Origin of the sequence: Endozoicomonas sp. ONNA2, from assembly GCF_024606365.1 — a bacterium.
GTDB lineage: Bacteria > Pseudomonadota > Gammaproteobacteria > Pseudomonadales > Endozoicomonadaceae > Endozoicomonas.
The window spans coordinates 1-5,674 of sequence record NZ_JAHHPO010001170.1 but is presented as its reverse complement, the minus strand read 5'-3'; the positions used below and the strand labels follow the sequence as shown (position 1 = coordinate 5,674).

The 5,674-nt window shown below is 49.3% G+C and carries 7 protein-coding genes; all 7 read right to left on the bottom strand.

What is annotated here, in order from left to right:
• Positions 1-7 precede the first annotated feature (7 nt).
• The gene (locus KDK14_RS20670; protein ID WP_257267129.1) at positions 8-424 is read right to left on the bottom strand and encodes an NfeD family protein; all 417 of its coding nucleotides are present in this window, start codon (positions 422-424) and stop codon (positions 8-10) included.
• A 16-nt stretch (positions 425-440) separates the two neighbouring features.
• Positions 441-1,367 (bottom strand): SPFH domain-containing protein, encoded by a 927-nt coding sequence (locus KDK14_RS20665; protein WP_257267128.1) that lies wholly within the window; start codon positions 1,365-1,367, stop codon positions 441-443.
• Between the two features lie 63 nt (positions 1,368-1,430).
• A complete protein-coding gene (locus tag KDK14_RS20660) occupies positions 1,431-3,536 on the bottom strand; it encodes a S9 family peptidase (protein ID WP_257267127.1) in 2,106 nt (701 codons plus the stop codon).
• 51 nt (positions 3,537-3,587) lie between these two features.
• A complete protein-coding gene (gene tusB / locus KDK14_RS20655; RefSeq protein ID WP_257267126.1) occupies positions 3,588-3,869 on the bottom strand; it encodes a sulfurtransferase complex subunit TusB in 282 nt (93 codons plus the stop codon).
• Positions 3,869-4,228 (bottom strand): sulfurtransferase complex subunit TusC, encoded by a 360-nt coding sequence (gene tusC / locus KDK14_RS20650; RefSeq protein ID WP_257267125.1) that lies wholly within the window; start codon positions 4,226-4,228, stop codon positions 3,869-3,871. Before tusC ends, tusB begins: the two co-directional genes overlap by 1 nt.
• Position 4,229: 1 nt before the next feature.
• Positions 4,230-4,622: a sulfurtransferase complex subunit TusD gene (gene tusD / locus KDK14_RS20645; RefSeq protein ID WP_257267124.1), complete on the bottom strand. Its 393-nt coding sequence runs from the start codon at positions 4,620-4,622 to the stop codon at positions 4,230-4,232.
• A gap of 95 nt (positions 4,623-4,717) precedes the next feature.
• A complete protein-coding gene (locus KDK14_RS20640) occupies positions 4,718-5,389 on the bottom strand; it encodes a Bax inhibitor-1/YccA family protein (protein ID WP_257267123.1) in 672 nt (223 codons plus the stop codon).
• Positions 5,390-5,674 lie beyond the last annotated feature (285 nt).

Below are 5,674 nucleotides of genomic sequence, written 5' to 3'. Positions count from 1 at the left end.
GTTTAAATTAGCCTTGATTGGAACGATCGTAAGGCCGATTCTTTCGCCCTGTGTCTGATTCTACCTTCCAGAGTGTATCGCCAATGGCAAGTTTGCTCTGCCCTGCTGGCAAGTCATGATCAAGCATAATGGTCCGGCCTATTAACTGAGATGCCCGATTATTTAATTTGGGGCTGTCACTCTTGTTATTTACCTTTCGGAACAGCTTCCAGTAAGAGAATGAGAGCAGCAAACTGCCAGTACCAAAAATCACCAGTTGAACTGGCCAGCTCATGTCAGGTACCAACCAGAGCCAGAGTGAGACAACCGCGGCTGCGGCAGCACTGCCCAGCAAGAAACCACCAGCACCAAGCGCCTCTGCGCCCAGAAGGACAAAAAACAGGATCAACCAGTGCCAAGGTTCTAGTACATTAGAAATATCCATCAAGCCTCCTTCTTGCTTAACTTTTCACATCCTTTACCAGAGCAGCTTCGCCTACCAGCTCTTTAATGCCGACGATAGAGCCAATCAAGCTTCCAGCCTCCAGAGGCATCATGATTACTTTATTGTTCTCGGCAGAGGCAACATCTTTCAATGCTTCTACGTATTTCTGGGCAACAAAATAGTTAATCGCCCGATGATCACCCTCGGCAATGGCCCTGGACACCACCGCCGTGGCCACCGCCTCGGCCTCTGCCAGCCGCTCCCGGGCTTCTGCTTCCCGTCGGGCGGCTTCAAGCTCACCTTCTGCCTTGAGGATCTGCGCCTGCTTTTCCCCTTCCGCCACTTTAATGGCGGCTTCACGAGCACCTTCTGCCTCCAGGATCTGTGCACGTTTATCCCGCTCAGCCTTCATCTGCCTCGCCATGGCTTCCACCAGGTCCGCCGGCGGGGCAATATCTCGCAGCTCAATCCTGGTCACCTTCAGGCCCCAGGGATCGGTGGCTTCATCCACTTTTATCAGTAAGCGCTCATTGATTCGATCCCGGTTGGAAAGCATTTCATCCAATTCCATGGATCCCAGTACCGCACGGATATTGGTCATCACCAGATTTTTCATGGCGCGATCAAGATCGTTAATTTCATAAGAAGCCTTGACCGCATCCTGGACCAGGTAGAAACAGACCGCATCCGTGGTCACCTGGGCGTTATCGGCACTGATCACCTCTTGGGGCGGGATATCCAGAACTTGCTCCATCATGTTCATTTTTTTGCCAACCGTATCAATCACCGGCACAATCACATGCAAGCCAGGTGTTAACGTACTGGTGTACTTGCCAAAACGCTCGACAGTGTAGTTATACCCCTGGGGAACAATCCGTACACCGGTTGCTATAAGAACAGCAATAAGGACAACAAAAACAATTGCTGTGATTTCTATACCCATAGAAGGCTCCTGTCTACCGAATTTATTTATTCAGTTCTGATAAAGATAGATTCACACGGTAAATCAGCCTGTTAAGTAGCTGGCCATACCAAAACACTTGAGAATAAAAGCGTAGTTAAACGCTACTTCATCAATCCATTCATAACGCTTGCTGGCACCGGCGTGGCCGGCGTGCATATTCATGTTCAGCAACAGCAGGTTATTATCGGTTTTTAAATCCCTTAAGCGTGCCACCATCTTGGCCGGTTCCCAGTATGTGACCTGCTCATCGGATATTCCGGAGTTAAACAGCATCGGGGGATAATCCCTGGCCTGCACATTGTCATAAGGCGAGTACTGCATAATATAGTCAAAGTCGTCGGCACTGGTGACCGGGTTGCCCCACTCTTCCCATTCCGGTGGCGTCAATGGCAAGGATGCATCACTGATGGTGTTGATGACATCAACAAAAGGTACATCGGCCACTACGCAAGCGAACAATTCCGGACGCAAGTTGGTCACCGCTCCCATTAACAGGCCACCGGCACTGCCACCATTAATGGCAATCTGCCCGTTACCGGTATAACCCTGACTGACCAGATACTCCGTAGCATCAATAAAGTCATTGAAGGTATTCATTTTATGGCGCATTTTGCCATTGAGATACCACTGATAGCCCTTTTCATCACCGCCACGAATATGGGCCGTTGCGTAGACAAAGCCACGATCCACCAGGCTGAAGAGCTTTGATGAAAAGCCAGAAGTCATGCCATAACCGTAGGAGCCGTAGCCATAAACCAGGGCATGATGGGAGCCATCCTTTACCAGACCTTTGGTATGGATAATGGTGACCGGAATACGCTCACCGTCCCGGGCGGTGGCATACTCCCGCCTGACCTCATATTTTTCCGGGTCAAAGTTGGGCGTTTCCCGGGTATAGACCGCTGTGGATTCAACGGTCTTCAGATCCAGCTCAAGAACGGTACTGGGCATAACCGGTGAAGAGTAATCCAGCCGAACAGTGGTGGCGTTATGGTCCCAGTCACCGGAAAAATCCAGTTCATAGGCTTGATCAGGCATGGATACCCTCTGCCGGTTACCGGATACCATGTCCTGTACCACCAGCTCATCCAGCGCTTTATCGTTATTTTTCTGCTCAATAATCAGATAATGATTGTAGAAATGAATATCGGTAAGGCTGAGAGTGTTGCTTTCCGCCTGAATCAGATGCCAATGCTTCTGCCCCCACTGATTTACCGATGTTTTATACAGCTGGAAATTATTGGCACCATTAAGATTGGTGAGAATATAGAAGTCATCACTGTCGCCTTCAAGATAGTGATCAAGGCTAAACACCACATCATCAGTGCCATGGGCAAACAGACGGAAATCTATTGTGGTGCGGGAAGAAACATAAACCACCTGACTGGAGCCACTGTTGAGATAGACCATAACGTATTCATGGTCTGTGGTTTCCGCTAGCGAAAGAAACATCCCGTCAAAATCATCAGGTTTGGAGAACACCAGCGTTTTCTTTTCCGGTCCCTGATGGATATTCATTTTATAGACATGTTTACCACGGGCCTGCTCATCACGCTCAACTACCAGAAGGTGCTCATCATCCATCCAGAGTATGGAGCCGGTACTGTTATGGAAGGTCCACTCACTGTCCTGCCCGGTCGCCAGATTCCGAACCCGTATACTTCGCTCCATGGAGCCGGTGAGATTGTAGCCATAAGCATGATAGGTATTTGCCCGGTTGGTGATGGACGGGCCAAACATAAAGAGGTCCTTGCCATCCGCCTCTTTGTTAACATCCATATATATCATTTCAGGCCGATCCATTGAGCCATGACGACGACAGAGAATGGGATAGTTTTTCCCCTTTTCTTCCCGGTAATAATAGAAAAAATCGCCCTTTTTAGCGGGCCAGGACTGATAGTTTTCCTTTATCCGGGACAAAATTTCCTGATAAAGCTGCTCCTGAATGACCTTGCTGTCGTTCATTTGGGCATCTTTATAATTGCTTTCAGCGTTAAGATAGGCCAAGACCTCCGGGTTTTTAAAATCCAGATCCCCTGCCACAATCTTTTGCCAGTGCTCATCCCGCAACCAGTGGTACTCATCAATACGGGTCTGACCATGCTGAATAATGGAGTGTGGAATTTTAGTAGCGACCGGTGCTTTCAAAGGGATTTCCTCAGTCAGTAAATGCAATAAAATATGATTGGATAATATAACTTAAAACCATGACAACACTTTCGCACTATCAACACATAATGAGACAAAGCGATCATAGTTGACGGCCTCAAACGGCGCAGATACCGCCACCCCGCGAGCCCTTGCATCAATATCCATCACATACACAGGGCAGCCATCCGGTAAAGCATTCACCCGACTTGCCGGAGACATCAGCTCATAAACAGCATCTTCAATCAACAACACGGAATCGCCGCTGGCAACAGCACGAACACAAAGTTCCACTGCCTGACCTGGCTTATTAACGGTATGCAGCGTACTCATCAGAAATTAAACACTCTGGAATGCTGTTGGATAAACAGAGGCAACTCACCCTCGGCAAGGACTGTCACCCCTTCCTGAAGCGCATCAGAACTGATACCCCGTTCCTCCAGAGACAGCTGATCCACATAAATGGTATCTATGCCATAAAGAGGCAACACCTGTAGCATGGCTGAAAGATTTTTTCGTGGAATTTTAGTGGCTTCCTGCCCTTTCAATAACTGATAAACCCCATCCCCCATCAGCAAAAGACTGGTCTCGATATCATAAGAGGCTGATACCAGTGCCGTATCGAGCGCCTCACGGGCCGACTGCCCACTGTAAGGGGCCCGGCTGGAAATAATACACACAGAATGACTCATCTCAGGCTCCAAAGGTGATCAATCGATCGGCCATCAATGCTCCGTCAAGCAACTGCCCAAGGCCGGACAGTTCATACCCCTTGCGGAGATTATGACCCGGCAGATCATAACGGTCAGATTCTGTCTGATCCACAACACCCCGCCTTAAAGCAGCAGCAATACAAACCACGGCATCCAGATTATGTGACTGGACAAACTGCTGCCACTGTTCAGGGAGGTTGGACTCATCCTGAGGTGGCTGGGCAATAGCCGTCGCCGTGTTCACCCCATCCAGATAAAAAAACAACCGGACAATTTCATGCCCCTGAGCCACCACAGCCCGGGCAAAGTGCAATGCACTTTGAGGCGCCTGACTGTTGGCCGGAGCGCCATACACGGCCAGTGCAAACTTCATAACAATAACCTTGCGTTAACAGAACTAAAAAATAGCCAAGCAAAACAAAAAAAGCCCCACCAAATGGCGGGGCCCGTTAAAAGCAAAATCAGACATCAGTCGTCACTACTGGCACCGAGCAGGTGAAGCAGCGCAGTGAACAGATTATAGATATCCAGATAAAGAGAAACAGTGGCCCGAATATAGTTAGTCTCACCACCGTGGATAATACGGCTGGTGTCGAACAGGATAAAACCGGACATCAGCAGCACAATCAGGGCAGACAGCGCCATGCTGGCAGCGGGGATATTAAAGAAGATCAGGGCAATGCTGGCCACCACAGCGACAATCAGACCAACCATCAGGAAGCCACCCATAAAGGAGAAGTCCTTACGGGTGGTCAAAACATAGCCGGAGAGCGCAAAGAACACCACGGCGGTTCCACCCAGGGCCTGCATGATCAGGGATGGGCCATTGGCCATGCCCAGGTAATGGTTAAGCATTGGTCCCAGGGCGGCACCCAGCACACCGGTAAAGGCAAAAACAGCGACAATACCCTTGGCAGAATCAGCGGTCTTGTTCACCACGAACAGCAGGCCAAAACCGACCAGGGAGAGAACCAGCGCCGTCATCTGGCTGATCTGCAAGGCCATGGCAACGCCGGCGGTGACAGCACTGAATAGCAGAGTCATACCCAGCAGCATATAGGTATTGCGAAGAACCTTGTTGATTTCAATGCCAGCACCCAGGCTGGTAGAAGCAGCGGTCATTACGGGTTTGCGATCCATCTTTGTCATTCCTCTATGTAGATGTAATACAAGTCATTATATCAGACCAATTTACTGGGGCTATAGTTTTAATCATTCCTGGCTCTGACATTGTTCATGCCCCTGACATTGCGCACGTCTGAATACCACTCACTATATTATCGGATTTACTGAGTCCAGAGCATAGAGAAAGAATACCGTTTATCAAGGCGTTGACACAATTCTGATTTCAGGTAGTATTTGCCCTCACGTGGAGGGATGGCTGAGCGGTTGAAAGCACCGGTCTTGAAAACCGGCGAGGGTTAA

Coding starts and splice junctions, on each gene's coding strand:
- tusC (WP_257267125.1), bottom strand. CDS start 4,228: ATGAGTCATTCTGTGTGTATTATTTCCAGCCGGGCCCCTTACAGTGGG.
- tusB (WP_257267126.1), bottom strand. CDS start 3,869: ATGAGTACGCTGCATACCGTTAATAAGCCAGGTCAGGCAGTGGAACTT.
- KDK14_RS20665 (WP_257267128.1), bottom strand. CDS start 1,367: ATGGGTATAGAAATCACAGCAATTGTTTTTGTTGTCCTTATTGCTGTT.
- KDK14_RS20640 (WP_257267123.1), bottom strand. CDS start 5,389: ATGGATCGCAAACCCGTAATGACCGCTGCTTCTACCAGCCTGGGTGCT.
- KDK14_RS20670 (WP_257267129.1), bottom strand. CDS start 424: ATGGATATTTCTAATGTACTAGAACCTTGGCACTGGTTGATCCTGTTT.
- tusD (WP_257267124.1), bottom strand. CDS start 4,622: ATGAAGTTTGCACTGGCCGTGTATGGCGCTCCGGCCAACAGTCAGGCG.